Below are 18,705 nucleotides of genomic sequence, written 5' to 3'. Positions count from 1 at the left end.
AATGGGAGTACTAGTAACCAACGAAACCGTAAAGCAGCTATTTCATATTGCTCAGTCGATAGCGAAGGAAAATTATAATGGAACCTACGGAGGCCCGCACATTCTGCAGGCTTTAATGCATAAAGATATCGGCCTCAGTGAATTTCTGAAAAGTATAGATAAAGATCCGGGCTATTTCTATGAATGGGCAGACGTCCGTATTGAAGAATATCCCAAAACCAACCACCTTCCTGATGAGGTAGGGCAGGACGAAGCTATAGATACCCTGATCGAAGAAGCGGACGATATCCGTTTAAAATTGGGATTGGATGAAATTACTCCTATCTGCATTCTTACAGCTATTGTTAAACCACAGGTTGTGTTCTCCCTTCAGCAGCTGAAATCACTTCCCCTGAGAGAACATGAAATTTTTAATCTGTACAGAAAAGATACACCCTTTACCGTTTCCGAGGATCGTGATTTTTCCTCATTATTTTCAAATAACGGATCAGATTATTCTGACAATTCATTCCCTTCTATTAAAAGCTATTGTGTAGACAGAACAGCACAGGCCAGAAAGGGCGAAATTGAAAATATAATCGGAAGGGATAAAGAGCTGAGAATGCTGGTGGAAATTCTTTGCCGGAGAAGCAAACCGAATGTCATCATCATCGGAGAGCCTGGAGTTGGAAAAACAGCGCTGGTAGAAGGATTTGCTACAGAAATTATCAAAGGAAATGTTCCTGAAATGCTTAAAAACGGTACCCTCCTGGAACTGGATACCGGAGCACTGCTAGCCGGAACTTCTTATAAGGGCGAAATTGAAGACCGTCTCAAAAAAGTGATCAATGAATGTAAGAAAATTGAAAAAGCTATTCTTTTCATTGATGAAATCCATACCCTTTTAGATCCTAAAGGAAGCATTGGAAACGTTGCCAACCTGCTGAAACCTGAGCTTGCCAGAGGTGAAATTACTGTAATTGGAGCCACAACTCAGGAAGAATACAGGAAAATTATAGAGCCTGAACAGGCTTTCAACCGTCGTTTTGAAGTTTTAACCGTTCATGAACCGGATGAAAAGACGTGCGTGAAAATGATTGACGTACTTCTTGAAGGCTACAAAAAACACCATGGCATCGAAGTAGAAAAAACTGCCCTTCCGGAATGTGTACGACTGGCCAAAAGATATGCAAAAGGTAAAAAATTACCGGATGCCGCTATCGACCTGTTAGACAGAACAATGGCTGCCATCAAAATGCTGGATGAACTTTCTGAAAAAGAACTGGATAGCTGGAAAGAAAGCTATGATGCTATTCTACAGGAAGAATACGCAGACAGCAAAGATAAAGCTGATGAACTGATCTGGACCTACAACCTGCTCAGAGACAAAATAAGCCCAATTTTATGGGGTTCACTGAGCGAGCAGCCTGCCATTGACAACTCTATGCCGGTAGATCAGATTCAGAAAATTATTGAAGATACCTATGCAGAGCTTTTACAGCACGCCGCAAAGAAAAGAGAAAAAGTAGACCGGCTTGAACTGGCAGCTGTAATGGCCGCCAAAACCAATATCCCGATCGGAAAGATTCAGGCGCAGGAAAAAGAAAAACTCCTGAATATGGAATCTCTTCTGCTCAACAGAGTAGTAGGGCAGGATCATGCACTGAAAATCCTTTCCGATGCTATTGTTGAAAACCGAAGCGGATTGAATAAACCAGGACAGCCAATCGGGTCTTTCTTCCTTCTGGGACCTACCGGAACCGGAAAAACAGAGCTCGCTAAATCTATGGCAGAATTACTTTTCAATGATGAAAAGGCAATGGTACGCTTTGATATGTCAGAATTTAAGGAAGAACATTCCGCAGCATTGCTCTATGGAGCGCCTCCCGGATATGTGGGATATGAAGAAGGAGGAATGCTTGTTAATAAAATAAGGCAGCAGCCTTACACTGTAGTCTTATTTGACGAAATAGAAAAAGCCCATCACTCTGTCTTTGATGTATTCCTTCAGATTATGGATGAAGGAAAAGTGCATGATAAACTGGGGAAAGAAGGAGACTTCAGCAATGCATTAATCCTGTTTACCTCGAATATCGGAAGTGAAGAAATTGTAAAGCAGTTTGAGGAAGGAAAAATTCCGGAATCATCTTCACTGATGCAGATTATGTCAAATTCCGGAAGATTCAGACCTGAGTTCTTAGCGAGAATTACAGAGATTATTCCTTTCGCACCAATCACAGAATCTATCGCGGAAAGAATCTTTACAATTCAGCTGAAATCGCTTCATACTTCATTAACGAGGTTAGGGATTACTCTGAAAATCAGTGATGATGCCGTAAGAAACCTTGCATTAGGCGGGTTCAGCAGTAAGTACGGTGCAAGACAGATCTCAGGCGTAATTCGTGCACAGCTTGCCAGACCTATCTCCAAAATGATCGTGAAAGAAGAAGTAAAATCCGGCCAGACTATTTATGTAGACTGGAATAAAGAAGAAGATAAAATAAGCTGGAAAGTAGATTAATGATGAAGCAAAAAGGCAGATTTGTAAAGGGGTCTTTTTGCTCACAAATACAATAAAAATGAAAACAATTGTCAGAAATATCGTTACAGGTTTTCTATTATTTGGATCCGTTATTTTGATCAACGGACAGTTTCTTGCTGCTTCCGATACCTCAGAAAGCAGTGTAAAAAAATACAAAGGAATCATTAATGCCAATAAAGATCTGGTAGAGTTCATAGAACAGCTGCTTCTTCAGAAAGGGCTTCCTAAACATTTGAGAAACCTGGCTCTGATAGAATCTCATTTTGACAGAAATATAACGTCAGGAGCAGGCGCAGTGGGAATCTGGCAGTTTATGACATCACATGCCAACCAATACGGGCTTACAGAACAGGGAAGAACAGATATTTATAAGAGTACAAAGACCGCAGCAATTTCTTTAAGCAACCTCTATAAAAAATACAATAATTGGGTGACTGTTGTAGCTGCCTATAACTGCGGTGAAGGAAACATTGCAAAAGCAATGGAAGCTGCAGGATCTTCTCAGTATCACGAGTTTTATAAATATCTTCCGGGAGAAACAATCAATCATGTTAAGAAATATCTGAACGCATGTTACGCTACAGGTGAGTTGCAGAGCGTATTAAACAACTATAATTCTTCAAGAATCAATAAAGTGTTCTTTGAGGACGGAAACCGGAAAACAGCCGAGGCTGCACTTTCTGAAACAGAGATCAATGCAGGTTTCAACCTGAAAGTGGTGGCAGACGAGCTCAATATAGACGTAGAGAAATTACTTGCCTGGAACCCCGGGATCATGGATGAATTACAGAAAAAAGGAGAAAGCCCATTCTATCTCCCCGTTGATCTGATGCCTGATTTTCTTCTTAGAAAAAATAAAATATTGGTTCGCTCTATAAAAGAAGGAGCAAATACCCAACAACAGTAAATGTATATCAGATTAAAATAAAAAGCAGCCAGTTTTTCGACTGGTTGTTTTTTTATGAATAAGATCGCTCTTAAAATCATGCTGATTTTATACTAAAGAAAGCTTACTATTTCTCATTAAAGTGTAAAAACAGGGTTTTTAGTATTCTTTTTCAGAAAGTTAAAACCCTTTACTGGTCATGTGTTAAATGAGGTTGTTAAATCCATTGTCGTAGAATTACGACAAGAAATCGTAGAACTACTACAATTTTTCAGATTTCTATTCAAAAGCTTTTTTTAGCAGTTAAGAGCTTCTATCTTTGCTAAACAATCACTGAATCACAAAATATTAACGATCAAAATTTACAATCATGGCAGAAAGAAATTCAAGAGGAATCTTAAAATTCAACAATGGTGAAGGACAGAAGCTGTTAAAAATGAATTACAGCGTATCAAGATCTACAGACGTTTCAGGACGTGTAGCATCAGATCCTTCTAACGCATTGATCAAAGTAACAGTAGAAGCTACTGAAAAGTCAGACATCCTTGAAAGCTTGTTAAACGGTAAATACAAGCCAACAGTAGGAGAAATCACTTTCAACAAGTCTCACGAGGAAGGTACGCTGATTACTTTGAAATGGGAGAACGGATATGTAATTCAGCACGAAGTAGACTTCGATGCAATAGACAGCAACAGTATGCTGATCAGCTTCGTGGTAAGTGCAGAAACCATCGACTACGGTAATTCTCAGTTCACAGGTCTATGGCCTTCAGCAGGTAAATAAGCCTATTCATCATCTTAGTAAAAATAAAATTGGTACAGAACAGTACACCCATCCGGGTATACTGTTCTGTTTTTTATATCATCTCAACCTGCACCATGAAGCTGATGAAAACTGCAGGCTTTTTACTTCCTTTTATTATACCTTTTAAGATATTATTTCTCTTTTCAGTGTAATAAAAAGAGGAATTTTATGAATTCATAAAAGAGTTTAAGATGTTTGTTTATAATGTGTTATATCTTTGTTTTAAATCTTTTATCGTAGAATTACGACATGAAATCGTAGAACTACTACACTTTTTCAGATTTCCATTCAAATGCTTTTTTTTGAAAATTAACAGAATTATCTTTGTTATATAATTATTGAATTACAATTTATTACTAACGATTAAAATTTACCATCATGGCAGAAAGAAACTCAAGAGGAATCTTAAAATTCAACAACGGTGAAGGACAGAAGCTGTTAAAAATGAACTACAGCGTATCAAGATCTACAGACGTTTCAGGACGTGTAGCATCAGATCCTTCTAACGCATTAATCAAGGTTACAGTAGAAGCTACTGAAAAGTCAGACATCCTTGAAAGCTTGTTAAACGGTAAATACAAGCCAACAGTAGGAGAAATCACTTTCAACAAGTCTCACGAGGAAGGTACGCTGATTACTTTGAAATGGGAGAACGGATACGTGATCCAGCACGAAGTAGACTTCGATGCAATAGACAGCAACAGTATGCTGATCAGCTTCGTGGTAAGTGCAGAAACCATCGACTACGGTAATTCTCAGTTCGCAGGTCTATGGCCTTCAGTAGGTAAATAATTCCATAAGCTTACATAAAAAAAGGAACAGCGTACCCTGGGTATGCTGTTTTTTTTCAAAAAATTAGTACTTAGAACACCAAAGAAAAAAGGTTTCCTTCTTCTGTACACCGGATCTTAGAGCGTACTTCCACATCCCGAAATCTCGCCTTTATATAACTCGTATCACATCTCCACCTTCCAAATCCCCGAACTGGCACCCCGCATTCCGCTAGCCAAAACCCTTCCCCAAACTGCCAACTTTTACTCCTATTTTCATATATTTGTTCATTATTCAAAATATGGACGCAACAACAGATAAAAGGCTGTTTCTCATCGATGCCTATGCGATGATTTTCAGAGGATATTACGCATTAATCAGGAATCCCAGACTTACCAGCAAAGGACAGGATACTTCTGCCATTTTCGGTTTTACCAATTCTTTGATTGAGCTGATAAGAAGAGAAAAACCTACCCACCTGGCAGTAGTTTTTGATGTAGGACAGGCCAGTGTAAGAACTGATGATTTTTCAGAATATAAAGCCAACAGAAGTGAAACTCCCGAGGCCATTAAAATTGCGATTCCATACATACACAGAATTCTTGAAGCCATGCATATTCCACGTCTGGGAGTAGAAGGATATGAAGCCGATGATGTAATAGGAACCATCGCGTGTAAAGCCGAAAAGGAAGGCTATACCACCTTCATGGTAACACCGGATAAGGATTTTGCACAGCTGGTTACAGATAAAATTAAAATTTATAAACCAGGCTTAAAAGGTGGTGATGTAGAAATTCTGGGAGTAGATGAAGTAAAAGCAAAATACGAGATCGAAGATCCAAAACAGGTCATTGATTTTCTTGCGATGATGGGCGATGCCGTAGATAATATTCCAGGATTGGAAGGCGTAGGAGAAAAAACGGCTATGAAATTCCTTAAAGAATTCGGAAGCATTGAAAACCTGCTGGCGAATACAGATCAGCTGAAAGGAAAACTGAAAGAAAAAGTAGAAGCTTCTGCAGAACGTGGTATTTTGTCCAAAAAACTGGCGACCATTATCTGCGATGCTCCTGTAGAATTCCATCAGGAACAATATGATCTTGAAACTCCTGATTTTGAAAAAGTAAAAGAAGTCTTTGACGAAATAGAATTCAGAAGACTATACGAAAACCTTTACAGAGCTTTTGCTCCTGCAGCCACAGAAACCGTAGTTGTAAGTGAAGTAGAAGTAAAGCAGACTCCTGGCGGAACTGAAGTAAAAGGACAGGTCATGCAGCTTGATCTTTTTGCTAACTTTGAAGAACTGGATCAGGCTACTTCTACCAAATCTACTATTGAACAAAATGATCATCTTTATCAGTTTATAGATAATCCGAAAGCTCAGAAAAAACTTGTGGATAATCTGTTACAGCAAAAAGTGGTTTGTTTTGATACGGAAACCACCTCGTTAAACGAGCTGGAAGCAGAGCTGGTAGGAATGAGTTTTTCCTATAAAAAAGGACTTGCCTATTATATTCCTCTCTCAGAAAACAGGGAAGAAGTGTTGCAGACATTAGAAATTTTCAGGCCATTCTTTGAAAAAGAGGATCTGCTGAAAGTTGCTCACAATCTTAAATTTGATTATAAAGTCTTAAAACAGTACGATATCACCGTTAAAGGTGCTATGTTTGATACCATGATTGCCCACTACCTCCTTAATCCGGATGGAAGACACGGGATGGATTACCTTTCAGAAGTATATCTGAATTACAAACCGGTATCTATTGAAACCATTATCGGTAAGAAAGGTAAGAAACAGGGGAGCTTCAGAGATGCAGATCTGAGAACACAGACCGATTACGCTGCTGAAGATGCAGATATAACTTTCCAGCTGTATGAGCTTTTTGCACCCCAGCTGAAAAAGGAAAATCTGGAAGAGCTTTTCTACAATATAGAGATGCCTCTGATGGAAGTACTGGCTAAAATGGAGCTTTCGGGAATTTCTCTTGATGAAAAGTGGCTGGCTCAGGAAAGTGTTGATCTTGAAAATGATCTTAGGCAGTTAGAAGCTAAGATTTTTGAGCTGTCAGAAGAAGAATTTAATATGAATTCACCAAAACAGCTGGGAGAAATTCTGTTCGAAAAAATGCAGCTGGATCCCAAAGCCAAGAAAACCAAGACCGGACAATATGCAACCTCGGAAGATGTTCTTCAAAAGCTTAGTTCAAAACACGAGATTATCAAACATATTCTTGAATACAGAACTTATCAGAAGTTAAAATCAACCTATGTGGATGCTTTGCCTTCACAGATTGAGAAAAAAGATAACAGGGTACATACTAATTTTTCACAGACCACAGCCGCTACAGGCCGTTTGGCAAGTGTAAATCCGAACCTTCAGAATATTCCGATCCGGACGGTAAGAGGACAGCAGATTCGTGGAGCCTTTGTTTCCGGAGAAGGAAAGAAGATTATTTCAGCCGATTACTCACAGATTGAGCTTCGTTTGATTGCTGAAATTTCGGGAGAAGATAATATGATCAAAGCTTTCCAGGATGGAGAAGATATCCACGCTTCCACAGCCGCAAAACTCTTTAAAATTCCTTTGGATGAAGTTTCCAAAACCCAGAGAAGCCAGGCTAAAACCGTAAACTTCGGGATTATCTATGGACAGGGAGCTTTTGCTTTGGCAGAACAAACCGGATTGTCCCGTACAGAAGCAAAACAGATGATTGAAGCCTATTTCGAGACCTATCCGAAACTGAAAGAATACATGGCAGAACAGGTGAACAAAGCACGCCAGTTAGGGTATGTAGAAACTATTTTAGGAAGAAAACGTCATTTAAAAGATATCAATTCCAATAATTTTGTAGTGAGAGGTCATGCGGAAAGAAATGCTGTGAATGCTCCTGTCCAGGGAAGTGCCGCAGATGTTGTAAAACTAGCCATGATCAAAATAGACAGAGAGCTGGAAGAGCAGAATCTTACAACAAAAATGCTGCTTCAGGTACATGACGAATTAATATTCGAATCTCCGGTAGATGAGATTGATGCCGCTTCAAAACTGATCAAAACTGAAATGGAAAGTGCCTTAAAGACACAGGTTCCGTTATTGGTAGAGATTGGAGTAGGGAATAACTGGCTGGAAGCGCATTAATAAATAGGAATTATCCTTAACCATATAAAAAGCTTCCGCCCTTTGGGGCGGAAGCTTTTGTATTTCTGTTTAATAATCTCAGATATCATACTCTATTTCCCCCACATAATGCAGTGAAAAATCATCATTTTCTACGGAAACAGGGTTGGGAATCACAAACCTTGTTGCAAAAATGATAGCATTGACGGGAGTGTCCAGGCTTAGTTCATTCAGTTTGTTTTCCAGAATCGGAATCCATTGGTCAGCATAAGAATATTCTGCAAACTTGTCATAAAGGCTGAGGTTCTCATCCTCGAAGCCATATTCGATAAAATCATCATCAAACCATTTGATATTCTGAGATTCTGCAAACTTGGAAACATACTGGTCATCAGTTTCTTCCTCTATATAATAATTTTCGTCCTCTTCTACGAAACTGTAAAAATCTTCTTCATTCTTGAAATATCCTAACCAGAAATGTGAAATTTCTTTATCCATAATACTGTTTTTTATTCTAATCTTTTTGATTGTTTACTTATATCTATGACCTTTCCAAGACGGGAAAGTCTCGTTTTTTCCTGTTTAGCACTCATAATCCAGTGAATGACCACCTTTTTATAGGATGGCGCCTGGCTTTCAAAAAAATCCCAGGCAGCCGGATCGTTCATAAACTGCTTTTGATAAGCCTGATCAAGAAAAATAGCCTCTTTTTCATGGGAATAAATTCCCGATTTATCTTCTTTTCTGAGCTCAAATGCTTTTTGACCCGCTGAGGTCATCAATCCTGCTCTGGTCAGCTCTTCAACCTTTTTTATATTGATATTGCTCCAGATACTGGAGGGTTTTCTTGGAGTAAAGCGTATAGAATAACTTTCATGATCTATTGATCTTCTTACCCCGTCTATCCAGCCAAAGCACAAAGCCTGATCTACAGATTCAGACCAGCTCATAGAAGGCTTTCCACTACCGGTTTTGTAGAACCCTGCTAAAAGTTCTTTCTCATTTTCATGATGCTTCTGCAGCCATTCTCTGAACGCTTCTTTTGTCGAAAAAAATGTAGGTTTCATAACGCCTGTACTTGCCTTTTCCATTTAATGTGTAATATTACGAAAGTTTTTCAGTCCCATAAAATCTTCTTACCCTAAACAAAGTTCAATGTACGCTTACAGCTCAATTTTTTGTTGTAATTTTATTCTGTTCTTAAATTAAAAAAAATGGATTTTCTTCAGGACCATTACGCTGTTAAAAATGAACTGCTGCTTATTCTTATTTCCGTCCTATTGGGACTGTTCATTGGTGCTGAAAGAGAATACCGTAATAAATCTGCCGGGTTGAGAACCTTTATTCTGGTGTGTTTCGGAGCCTGTTTGTTTACCATACTTTCCATTAAAATTGGAGTAGAGAATCCTGACCGTTTAGCAGCCAATATCATTACAGGAATAGGATTTCTGGGAGCTGGAGTTATTTTTAAAGGAGATAACAAAATTGAAGGCATTACCACGGCAACAACGATCTGGGCTACAGCTTCCATAGGGATGGCAGTAGGCTCAGGATATATTTATATTGCCCTGTTGGGAACCGCCCTGGTATTAATCATTTTAAGTGCTTTAACCTATCTGCAGAATTTTATTGATAACTATAATAAAGTAAGAGAATACAGAATAGCAGTCAGCAGCTCAGGAGATATTCAATATTGTGAGAATATCTTTAAAGAAAATCATTTGGCTTACCAGATGATCAGACAGCAGTATTCACAGGAAGGTTTTACGGTTATATGGAGGATTACGGGGAAAAACAGCCATCATGAAGGATTAACCCGGCGCCTAGTGGATGACCCTAAGATTAAGGCTTACCAGTTTTAGTGATGTATTAAAAAAAATAAAGGCCGGAGCCTTTACGTTTTATTTTTTCCTGAATATATATAGATCCTTATTAGGACCATCAATCTCTTTTCCTTCCGTATCCAGCTGGATCAGCATATTTTCACCCACTTTATATTTGTAGTTGGCGGATTTTCCTTTTAAAGTAATGATACTTCCTGTTGGATCCCATGCAAAAGTTCCTTTATCCTGATTTTTTGAATTTCTGTCCAGATATTCTTCTGTGATACTGAATGTTTTGTCATCATTCAATGTCAGGGAAGTCTTGATTCCCGGGCAGTCAGCACATGGAACGGTAGCTTCGTATGTACCTGCCCAATCCAACGCATTTTCTGAGGTGTCACCAGCGGCTGTAGGAGTTGCTTTGGTGATACTGTCTGCAGAAGGTTGTACAATCGCCGCAGAATCTGTCACTGCAGCAGATGTTTCGGTAGTTTCTTTCTTAGTACACGAAGCAAGAAAGAGAGAGGATGCCAATCCCAACATGAGTATTTTACTTTTCATCATAATAATTGATTTAAGGATGTTTTTTTTAATGATAATGTGCCTTCCAGGAAACAAAAATTAAGCCAGAGGAGAGAGGATGAGTAAGTTAATAGTGAGTAATGAATGGTTAATTCGCTTCGCCTGTCAATTTTTAATGAATTTACAATAAACCTGGAAGTGCCATATGATCATAAAAATTCACCATTCACTTGCGAAGCAAAATTCACTATTGACTATTCACCTCTTGCGAAGCAAAATTGATCATTCACGATCAACCTCCTCAAAAACGACCTCATAACAACTTTTCCGCCCGTTTTATGAAGCCTATTCCTATTTTTCTTTGTAAATTGGGGCAAAATTTTGATTATGACAAAAAAGATACTTTTATCTGTATTTCTTTTGCCTGCTGCAATGGCATTTGCACAACAATATGGCGGAATGTGGATCCCTACAGAGCTGAATGAAAAGGAAATGAAGGATTTGGGAATGAAGATTTCTGCAAAAGATATTTTCAACCCTCAGAAACCAAGCATTAAAGATGCGGTAGTACAGTTTAATGGCGGATGTACTGCAGAAATTATTTCGCCTAAAGGACTGCTTTTAACGAATCATCACTGTGGTTTCAGCCAGATTCAGGCGCATTCTACCGTTCAGAATGATCTTCTTTCTAACGGCTTCTGGGCGAAAAATACAGCAGGAGAACTCGTTAATCCTGGATTAAAAGTTGATTTTATTGTAGATATCAAAGAAGTTACCGATCCTATTTTAGAAGGTACGGATAACCTTACGGAACCTGAACTGACTAAAAAGATCAATAATAATATTGAGGTATACAAAAACGCTCAGAAAATTGAATCTTACCAGTCGATCATGGTAAAGCCTATGTATTATGGAAACAAATACTACGCATATACCATCGAAACCTATAAAGATATCCGTCTTGTAGGAGCTCCTCCTCAAAGCATCGGAAAATTTGGAAGCGATACAGACAACTGGGTTTGGCCAAGACATACCGGAGATTTCTCTATGTTCAGAATCTATGCAGACAAGAACAACAGACCTGCAGAATATTCAAAAGACAATGTACCTTACGTTCCAAAGCATTATTTACCGGTTTCTATAAAAGATAAAAATGAAAACGACTTTACTTTTGTATTCGGATTTCCGGGCAGAACTACAGAATATCTTCCAGCTGTAGCGGTAGAGAAGATTATGAAGGATATTGATCCTGCAAGAATTGCAGTACGTGATGTGGCTTTGAAAACCTTAGACGAAAAAATGCGTGTTGACAATGAAACTCGTATTAAATATGCTTCCAAATATGCTTCGGTAGCCAATTACTGGAAAAAGTGGATCGGAGAAGTGGAAGGATTGAAAAAATCCAATGCGGTAGAAAAGAAAGTAATGTATGAAGGTTCTTTGGTTGCTAAAAACCCGGAGATCAAAACTACTTTGGATCAGCTGAATAAACTGTACAATGATCAGGCGCCTTATGCATTAAACAATGCTTACTACACAGAAGTAGTGAAAAATGCAGAAACATTGAAGCTTGCCGGAGATTACTATGATTTCATAGCTTCTGTGGAAGCAGGAAGAATGGATGAAAAGGAACTTTCCAAGTTAAAGACAAAATTAACCTCTTTCTATAAAGATTACAGCGCAGAACTTGATGCTAAAGTAACAGCCAAGCTATTGGCCTTGTATGCTAATAAAACCGCTCCACAGTTTTTACCGGCAGGATTCAGCAAATATAAAGAAGAGAACGCCAATATTCCTGTCATCGAAGAGATGTCAAAAAACTCTGTTATCACAGGTAGAACAGCGGTAAACGGTGGGACATTAACTGCAGATATTGATAAAGCTTTTTCTAATCAGGATAAATTAATCAAGACTTTAAAGAAAGATCCAATTTATCAGCTGTATGTGTCTATGAGAGACACGTATATGAAAACTGCAGATCCACAGTATACTTCAATGCAGGCAAAAATTGATGCTTTGCAGAAGAAATTCATGGCACAGCAGATGCAGACGGATAAAGACAGAAAATTCTTTCCGGATGCGAACTCAACGCTTCGTGTAACCTATGGTAAAGTGAAAGGTTCTACTCCTAGAGATGCTGTATCTTACGGATATCAGACGCACCTGGCGGGAGTAATGGAGAAATATATTCCGGGAGATTACGAATTTGATGTTCCAAAAAAGCTTATTGATCTTTACAATAAAAAAGATTTCGGAATCTATAAAGATAAAACAGGTGATGTTCCTGTAGGATTCACGGCTACCAACCACACTACAGGAGGAAATTCTGGAAGTCCGGCACTTGATGCCAACGGAAACCTCGTGGGATTAAACTTCGACAGACAGTGGGAGGGAACCATGAGCGATATCAACTATGACCCGCGTTTCAGCAGAAATATCATGGTAGATACAAAGTATATCCTTTTCATTATCGAGAAGTTTGCAGATTCCAAGTGGCTTGTTGATGAAATGAAAATTGTAAAATAATTTTTAAAAGTTATACCTTTAAGAATCTATTTGAACTGAGTTTTGAATAGATTCTTTTTTATTTTAAATAAGATGAAGGAAAGGATCATCAATCTTTTGGCTGCTTTTGAATCTGAAAATATCGGAAAATCTTTTCCGCTGGATTACTGTCTGCCTCTTTATCACAGCGTTTCCGACGAAGAACTTTCTCATATAAAACACGTGATCCGATATAAAACTATAAAACAGTTTGAGGACGATCTGGATTATTTATCAAAGAATTTTCAGTTTGTAGACTGGCAGGAGTTTAAAGCATTTACATCCGGGAATTTTAAACCTAAGAAAAAGATTGCTCTGCTTACTTTTGATGATGGTTTCAGAGAATTTTATGAGGTTGTGGCTCCTGTTTTGGAACGAAAAGGAATTTATGCCTGTAATTTTGTAAATCCGGCTTTTATAGACAATAAAGATATGATGTTCAGATGCAAAGCGAGTCTTCTTGCGGATGCGGTTGAGAAAAATAAAACCATAGATCCGGAAGTTTATCGGATGTTTTCTCTTGACAATCATGTGGAGAAAGGCATTTTACAGAAGAAAATTTTATCAGTCAATTATCAGGGAAGAGCGGTTTTGGATGAACTTGCCGAAAAGATTGAAGTAGATTTTAAAGCGTATTCCAAAGAACATCAACCTTATTTAAGTTCAGAAGAAGTAAAAGAGCTCACCCGAAAAGGTTTCGGGATTTCTTCGCACAGCTGGGATCATCCAAAATACGGAGACTTATCTTTGAAAGAACAAATGGAAACTACAGACAAGACTTTTGCTTATTTAAAGAAAAATGGTTTTCTGTACGAAAGTTTTGCCTTTCCGTTTACCGATTTTGAAGTGAAGAAAGATTTTTTTGATGAACTTTTTAAAAATGAAGAAATCTATTGCAGTTTTGGATGTGCAGGAATAAAGCTGGACAGTGTGAAAAGAAATTTCCAAAGAATACCAATGGAAATGGGGGAGAGCGGAGCACAGATCATGAAAAAGGAAATCGCCTATTTCAGACTGAAAAAACTCGTCAATAAAAATATGATTATAAGAGAATGATAACGCTGAAAACATTCAACAGAAAAGAACTGGAAGATTTTATATCCTCCGGAACTTTCCAGCAGTATGATTTTCTCCCGATTACCAAGCACCGGGCTTTATCCCACATAAAGAACCCTAAGGCAGAAGATGAAGATACACTTCTTATTCTTGCTTTTTTTGAAGAAAAACTGATCGGATACGTAGGATGTTTCCCAGACCGTTTCGTTATTGACGGTAAAGAAATCCGTTACGCATGGCTAAGCACTTTGTACGTCAATCCCGAGTATCGAAAGAAAAGACCGGCAAAAGCATTACTGAAAAAAGTTTTTGAAGAATACGAAGGCAGAATTGCCATTACCGAATTTACCAAAGAAGCAGAAGCTTTATATAATATTATGGGCGTTTTTGAATATGTCTTTCCTAAAGAAGGGAAGAGATATTACTTTAAAACTGATGCAGCTAAAATGATTCCTGAAAAAAAGCCTGTAACAAAACCTTTGAAACCTCTTTTTCAGACATTGGATGCCACTGCCAATTTATTCATCTCAATCAAGAATCTACCTATAAAGAAACCTGATTTCAAATATGAAATTCTTGATCGTGTAGATAAAGAAAGTGCTGATTTTATCAATAGGTTTTCAGGAGTACGGGATGGAGACGAAATCAATACTTTTATAGATCATCCCTGGGTTTTGGAAGGGAAAAAAGAGGAAAGATACCTCTTTTCAAGCTTTGCCGGTACCTTTAAATATTTCTGGGTTAGAATTTTCGATCAGCATAATAAGATTAAATCTTGCCTGCTCTTGCAGCTTCGTGACGGGTATCTTAAAATTCCTTATCTCTTTTCGAATACTGATTTAGATGAGGTTGTCCAGTTTCTTAATTATTTCATTGTGAATAATAAGATAAAAGGTTTTACAAGCTATCAAAATAAATTGAACAAGGCCATACAACAATCTAAAGCATTTTCTCATATCTATGAAAGAGATTTCAACAGAGAATATCTTTTTCATAAAGATTTATTGGAACTGCTTCCGAATGATTTTAATCCCGATTACCAGGACGGTGACGGAGATTGCATGATGACTTAAAGTATGGATACATTAAAAGCACTGATCAATAATTATTGGTCATTCATCAAAAACAAACCGCCTGGTAGAAATATCAGGCGGTTCGTTTTTTTTAATGTCCAAAGATATCTTTCAGGCTTACTTCTGTAAATGTGCCCATTTTATTAACAGCATCCATATCAAGGTTTTCTTTTTTGCCGATAATGGCTGTATTGAAATGTACAGATTTAATTCTCGTTTTATAAAATTCTTTCAAATCTTCAAATTTTAAATTCCGGATCTGCTCATAAATATCCTTCCTGAAGTCGTGGTAAATATTGAGCTTTTTCAGATTCAATGTATTGAAAAATACATTTTCACGGCTTACTCTTGTAGAGGCAATCTGTTTAAGAGCAGCGTTTCTGGCATTTTCAAACTGAATAGGTACTTCCGGAAGCTCTTCCATAAGCTCATTCAGGGTGTCAACGGCAATCATCAGTTTATCGGGTTGGGTTCCTATATAGGTAGTAATATAATCAGGATGTTTTATTTCAGAATTGGCAGCATAAGAAACATAGGCCGAGTAAGCAAGGCTTTTACTCTCACGCATTTCCTGAAAAACAATTGAAGATAACCCTCTTCCAAAATACTCATTAAACACATTTACTTTACCGAAATACTGAGGATCTACCTCACTTCCTTTTCCTATTTTGCTCATTTCCATCTGAACCATATCATAACTAATGAAATAGACATTTCCGCCTGTATCTGGCTCAGGATAATGTTTGGCTTCAGGAATCGAAACGCTTTCTGCCTCAACATACTTACCAATGTATCTGTTGAAATGCTCAAAATTTTTACCATAAAAGAAGATCTGATAAGGAGATTTAAACAGATTTTTTATTCTGTTGGTAAATACTTCAGCTGTACTGCTTTCAAGCTCTTCTTTAGAAATGACATCAGTAAAACGGGAAAAGGCACCCAGCTTGGTATAGTTGGTAAGAGCGGTCATAATACGGTTTTTATCCTTTTTTATGGCCTGGCGGTTCTCTATTACACTTTTTACAAACTGATGGTAGATATCCTGATCTGGTTTTACATCCTCCATCCAGTGCTGAAGAAGAGCAATTCCTTTTTCTATATTTTCTTCCAATCCACTTAGAGTGATAGTAAGCTGGTTATGCACGGTTTTGAAATCATTAGTGACCCCGATTTTGAAGAATTCCTTTTTTAAATCTTCAGGAGAAAACTGATCTGTCCCTAAATACTGCAAAAGTTGGGTTGAAATGGCGAGATCTCGGTCATGATCACTCCCGAAAGGAAAAATAAAATGTGCCTGAGCAATATCGTTGAACTTATTTTTAACAAAGCTCAGTTTCTTTCCTTTTACGTCAGCAGTAGTGATTTCTTTCTGATAATCTATAAAGACAGGTTGTATATCCTCGGTTTTATCGGCTAAAATTTCCGTTAAAAATTCAGACTGACTGTCACGGTTGATTTTAACAGGAGTAATCCCTGGATTTTCCACTCTGACCAATCTTTCATTGACGCCTTTTTCCTTATCAACGATCACATAGTTTTCTTTGAAGAAATCATTGGCAAAATTCACTACATCTTCCTTGGTAAAAGCGGCATATTCATCCATTTCATTAAGTTCCTGTTCCCACGTTCTTCCTTTGATATAAGTATCATAAAGATTCGTGGCCAGCCCTTCTGTTGTTTCAAGGGATTTCATTCTCTGGAGTTTGAAATCATTAATGATCGCTGGCAGCATCCAGTCCGGAAAATCTCCTTTCTTGATCAGCTCAATCTCTTCCAGCACGATATTCTTTGCTTCTTCCAATGTTTGAGTTTCTTTCGGTACAGCTACAATGGAGAAATACCCATACTGCTTCAATCCTACAGAAAAAGCCTGTGCCCAAAGCATTTTCTGAGTCTGATTGATGTGAAGGTCCAGTAATCCGGCTTCACCCCTGTTGCTCAGGATATTGGCTGTGATATCTGCCAGCATTGCCTCGCGGGTTCCATAGCTGTCTGTCCTCCATGCAAGCTGAGTGCGTGGAGTAGTGGGGCTTTGCACGGTTCTTTTTATAATTTGCGTTATAGGTTTTTCAATAACAGGCATCTTTTTAGGAAGTTCCTTATAAGGTAAGCTGCCGAAATAGCTATCAATTAACTGAATGGTTTTTTCAAAATCAAGATCGCCCACCAGTACCAGAGCATAATTGTTAGGAACATAGTATTCATCAAAGTATTTGTGAATCGCTTTCATAGAAGGATTCTTCAGATGCTCAGGCTTTCCTAATGTTGTTTGCTGGCCATTGGGGTGAGTTGGAAAGAGCGCATCCATCAATTCATAATTCACAAGTCTTGAATCATTATCCTGTGCCCGGTTGAACTCCTCGTATACAGATTCCAGCTCAGTATGGAAAAGGCGGAGGACAATTTCAGAGAACCTTTCTTTTTCAATTTTCAGCCATTTCTCAAGTTCATTATTCGGAATATTGTTTTTGTATACTGTTTCATCAAACCAGGTATGAGCGTTCGTTCCACTGGCACCCAGAGAAGAAATAGCTTTGTCGTATTCATTGGCAATGGCATATTGGCTTGCTTCCTGAGAAACTTCATCTATCTTTTTGTAGATTTCTTTTTTCTTTTCAGAATCCTGTTCCGCTTTGTGTTTTTCATACAGTTCCGAGATCTGATCAAGCAATACCTTTTCTTTTTCCCAGTTTTGAGTACCTATCTTAGAGGTGCCCTTAAACATCATGTGTTCCAGATAGTGAGCTAATCCTGTATTGTCAGACGGGTCATTATTGCTTCCTGTCCTTACCGGAATAAAGGTTTGTATTCTGGGTGAAATAAAATTTTGAGCAAGAAAAACCTTTAATCCGTTTTTCAGTGTATAGATACGGACGTTATTTTCGTCGTGGGTTACCGTAATATATTCGTAGTTATTTTTATCAGTATGAACCGTTTCCTTATATTTTCTTTCTGTCATATAAAACTCATTATCATTCCTTAGAATCCGAAATGTACTGCAAATGTATGAAATCAAAAAAAGATCATGTCCGCTTTTCTTACAATTACATCTATTTCAATAGTTGAAAACGTGAATCATAAAAAGTAGGCTACCTTTATTGTGGCTCTAGTCAAAACTCACATAGAAAGATATCTACTGTATAATATAAGGATACCTTTCATTACTTATTACTTATTACTCATAAAAAGCGTCAAACTTCCGCTGTGTTCAATATTCCAAACAAATGTTTAAAATTTTTCTTCCTTTGAATCAGGTTCTTAGGGCTGAATATGAACAAAAGGTAACATTTATGTTAAATAAACTTGTTTTGCGTGTTAATAAGTTGTTATCTTTGCCCCACTGAAAACGAGAGTTGATCAGTAAGCGCAGGAGAGCTTTTAGATAAGCATAAACATGATGATACTTCATAAGAGAGGACTAAAAAAACTTTTAAATTTTTTGAGAAAAGAGTTGTGGTTTTAAAAATAGTTATTATCTTTGCAGTCCCAATTAGAGGGAGCGCAGGAGTATAGGATTGAAGGTTTAGGAGAGGGTTAAGGTTACTTAAAAAACTTTAAAATTTCTTTCAGAAACATTTGGTCATTTCAA

Annotated in this window: 13 protein-coding genes; 9 read left to right on the top strand and 4 right to left on the bottom strand. The window is 37.8% G+C overall.

What is annotated here, in order from left to right; translation table 11 throughout:
* Nucleotide 1: 1 nt before the first annotated feature.
* From BLW74_RS16735 to polA, 5 genes are all read left to right on the top strand, one after another.
* On the top strand, nucleotides 2-2,500 hold the full coding sequence (locus BLW74_RS16735; RefSeq protein WP_089694214.1) for an ATP-dependent Clp protease ATP-binding subunit: 2,499 nt from the start codon (nucleotides 2-4) through the stop codon (nucleotides 2,498-2,500).
* Nucleotides 2,501-2,558: 58 nt separating this feature from the next.
* Complete coding sequence (locus tag BLW74_RS16730) at nucleotides 2,559-3,428, top strand: lytic transglycosylase domain-containing protein (RefSeq protein ID WP_089694212.1); 870 nt, start codon at nucleotides 2,559-2,561, stop codon at nucleotides 3,426-3,428.
* Between the two features lie 349 nt (nucleotides 3,429-3,777).
* Nucleotides 3,778-4,191 (top strand): type VI secretion system tube protein TssD, encoded by a 414-nt coding sequence (tssD, locus tag BLW74_RS16725; protein ID WP_089694211.1) that lies wholly within the window; start codon nucleotides 3,778-3,780, stop codon nucleotides 4,189-4,191.
* A 399-nt stretch (nucleotides 4,192-4,590) separates the two neighbouring features.
* Entirely contained in the window at nucleotides 4,591-5,004 is a 414-nt protein-coding gene (tssD, locus tag BLW74_RS16720; protein ID WP_089694209.1) for a type VI secretion system tube protein TssD, read from the top strand.
* Nucleotides 5,005-5,284: 280 nt separating this feature from the next.
* The gene (polA, locus tag BLW74_RS16715) at nucleotides 5,285-8,119 is read left to right on the top strand and encodes a DNA polymerase I (protein WP_089694207.1); all 2,835 of its coding nucleotides are present in this window, start codon (nucleotides 5,285-5,287) and stop codon (nucleotides 8,117-8,119) included.
* Between the two features lie 78 nt (nucleotides 8,120-8,197).
* Here the strand turns inward: polA and BLW74_RS16710 are convergent, their stop codons facing one another.
* A complete protein-coding gene (locus tag BLW74_RS16710; protein ID WP_089694205.1) occupies nucleotides 8,198-8,596 on the bottom strand; it encodes an immunity 22 family protein in 399 nt (132 codons plus the stop codon).
* A gap of 11 nt (nucleotides 8,597-8,607) precedes the next feature.
* Nucleotides 8,608-9,165 carry a YdeI/OmpD-associated family protein gene (locus tag BLW74_RS16705; RefSeq protein ID WP_089694708.1) on the bottom strand — a complete coding sequence of 186 codons (558 nt, stop codon included), beginning with the start codon at nucleotides 9,163-9,165 and terminating at the stop codon, nucleotides 8,608-8,610.
* A 147-nt stretch (nucleotides 9,166-9,312) separates the two neighbouring features.
* On the opposite strand from BLW74_RS16705, the gene BLW74_RS16700 reads away from it, so the two are divergent.
* On the top strand, nucleotides 9,313-9,960 hold the full coding sequence (locus BLW74_RS16700; protein WP_089694203.1) for an MgtC/SapB family protein: 648 nt from the start codon (nucleotides 9,313-9,315) through the stop codon (nucleotides 9,958-9,960).
* A 39-nt stretch (nucleotides 9,961-9,999) separates the two neighbouring features.
* On the opposite strand, the gene BLW74_RS16695 is transcribed toward BLW74_RS16700, so the two are convergent.
* Nucleotides 10,000-10,485, bottom strand: coding sequence for a copper resistance protein NlpE (locus BLW74_RS16695; protein WP_228424940.1), 486 nt, complete (start codon nucleotides 10,483-10,485; stop codon nucleotides 10,000-10,002).
* 345 nt (nucleotides 10,486-10,830) lie between these two features.
* Between BLW74_RS16695 and BLW74_RS16690 the strand changes: the two genes are divergently transcribed.
* From BLW74_RS16690 to BLW74_RS16680, 3 genes are all read left to right on the top strand, one after another.
* Nucleotides 10,831-12,969 (top strand): S46 family peptidase, encoded by a 2,139-nt coding sequence (locus BLW74_RS16690; protein ID WP_089694201.1) that lies wholly within the window; start codon nucleotides 10,831-10,833, stop codon nucleotides 12,967-12,969.
* Between the two features lie 72 nt (nucleotides 12,970-13,041).
* Nucleotides 13,042-14,043 (top strand): polysaccharide deacetylase family protein, encoded by a 1,002-nt coding sequence (locus BLW74_RS16685; RefSeq protein WP_089694199.1) that lies wholly within the window; start codon nucleotides 13,042-13,044, stop codon nucleotides 14,041-14,043.
* Entirely contained in the window at nucleotides 14,040-15,116 is a 1,077-nt protein-coding gene (locus BLW74_RS16680) for a GNAT family N-acetyltransferase (RefSeq protein ID WP_089694197.1), read from the top strand. The genes BLW74_RS16685 and BLW74_RS16680 overlap by 4 nt, the downstream gene beginning before the upstream one ends.
* A gap of 91 nt (nucleotides 15,117-15,207) precedes the next feature.
* On the opposite strand, the gene BLW74_RS16675 is transcribed toward BLW74_RS16680, so the two are convergent.
* Entirely contained in the window at nucleotides 15,208-18,075 is a 2,868-nt protein-coding gene (locus tag BLW74_RS16675; protein ID WP_089694195.1) for a M16 family metallopeptidase, read from the bottom strand.
* Between the last annotated feature and the right edge of the window lie 630 nt (nucleotides 18,076-18,705).

Origin of the sequence: Chryseobacterium culicis (genome assembly GCF_900108365.1) — a bacterium.
Taxonomy (GTDB): Bacteria; Bacteroidota; Bacteroidia; order Flavobacteriales; family Weeksellaceae; genus Chryseobacterium; species Chryseobacterium culicis.
Note: the sequence above shows the minus strand (reverse complement) of the source record. Positions and strands in the feature narration are given on the sequence as shown.

Excerpts from the sequence above, each read along its gene's own strand:
- polA (WP_089694207.1), top strand. The coding sequence starts at position 5,285 with ATGGACGCAACAACAGATAAAAGGCTGTTTCTCATCGATGCCTATGCG.
- BLW74_RS16685 (WP_089694199.1), top strand. The coding sequence starts at position 13,042 with ATGAAGGAAAGGATCATCAATCTTTTGGCTGCTTTTGAATCTGAAAAT.
- tssD (WP_089694209.1), top strand. The coding sequence starts at position 4,591 with ATGGCAGAAAGAAACTCAAGAGGAATCTTAAAATTCAACAACGGTGAA.
- BLW74_RS16735 (WP_089694214.1), top strand. The coding sequence starts at position 2 with ATGGGAGTACTAGTAACCAACGAAACCGTAAAGCAGCTATTTCATATT.
- BLW74_RS16675 (WP_089694195.1), bottom strand. The coding sequence starts at position 18,075 with ATGACAGAAAGAAAATATAAGGAAACGGTTCATACTGATAAAAATAAC.
- tssD (WP_089694211.1), top strand. The coding sequence starts at position 3,778 with ATGGCAGAAAGAAATTCAAGAGGAATCTTAAAATTCAACAATGGTGAA.
- BLW74_RS16695 (WP_228424940.1), bottom strand. The coding sequence starts at position 10,485 with ATGATGAAAAGTAAAATACTCATGTTGGGATTGGCATCCTCTCTCTTT.
- BLW74_RS16705 (WP_089694708.1), bottom strand. The coding sequence starts at position 9,165 with ATGAAACCTACATTTTTTTCGACAAAAGAAGCGTTCAGAGAATGGCTG.
- BLW74_RS16730 (WP_089694212.1), top strand. The coding sequence starts at position 2,559 with ATGAAAACAATTGTCAGAAATATCGTTACAGGTTTTCTATTATTTGGA.
- BLW74_RS16710 (WP_089694205.1), bottom strand. The coding sequence starts at position 8,596 with ATGGATAAAGAAATTTCACATTTCTGGTTAGGATATTTCAAGAATGAA.
- BLW74_RS16700 (WP_089694203.1), top strand. The coding sequence starts at position 9,313 with ATGGATTTTCTTCAGGACCATTACGCTGTTAAAAATGAACTGCTGCTT.
- BLW74_RS16690 (WP_089694201.1), top strand. The coding sequence starts at position 10,831 with ATGACAAAAAAGATACTTTTATCTGTATTTCTTTTGCCTGCTGCAATG.
- BLW74_RS16680 (WP_089694197.1), top strand. The coding sequence starts at position 14,040 with ATGATAACGCTGAAAACATTCAACAGAAAAGAACTGGAAGATTTTATA.